Source organism: Conexibacter sp. CPCC 205762, assembly GCF_030646155.1.
Lineage (GTDB): Bacteria > Actinomycetota > Thermoleophilia > Solirubrobacterales > Solirubrobacteraceae > Conexibacter.
Window position 1 is genome coordinate 1 of record NZ_JAUTDN010000116.1, and the last position, 515, is coordinate 515.

Genomic DNA, 515 nt, shown 5'->3' on the forward strand with positions numbered 1-515 from the left:
GGGCGGCGCGGGGCGGCTCGGCGCGCCCGGGGGCGGGGGCGGAGGCCTCGGCGCCGCCGGCCGCGTCGGCACGACGCTGCGACGCGCCGCCTACGCCCGCACCGAGGGGCTGCTGGCGCAGGCGCCGCCGTCCTACCTCAACGCCGCCGCCGGCCCGGCGCCGCGCACGCTCGTGACAGCGCGGCTGGAGCTGACGCGGCTGCGGCGGATCGCCGAGCAGGTCGCGGTCGAGCCGCACGACGTCGTGCTCGCGGTCGCGGCCGGCGCGCTGCGGCGGGTCGCGCTCGCCGCCGGCCAGGCGCCGGCTGACCTGCGCGCGCTGGTGCCTGTCGCGGTCGGCGCGCAGGCGCTCCTCGGCGAGGAGCCGTGCGCGGTGCTGGAGCTGCCCGTCTCAGAGCATGACCCGGCCCGGCGGCTGCGCACGATCCACGCCGCGATGACCGCCGCCCGCGGCCCGCGGCGGGAGCGGCTGGCGGCGTCCGCCGGCGCCGCGCCCGCCGCCGCGACCGCCGCCG

Annotated in this window: 1 pseudogene; it reads left to right on the plus strand. The window is 83.5% G+C overall.

Annotation, left to right across the window (positions count from 1 at the left end):
• Positions 1-515 (plus strand): annotated as a pseudogene (locus tag Q7L73_RS28660) (hypothetical protein); the annotation flags it as partial.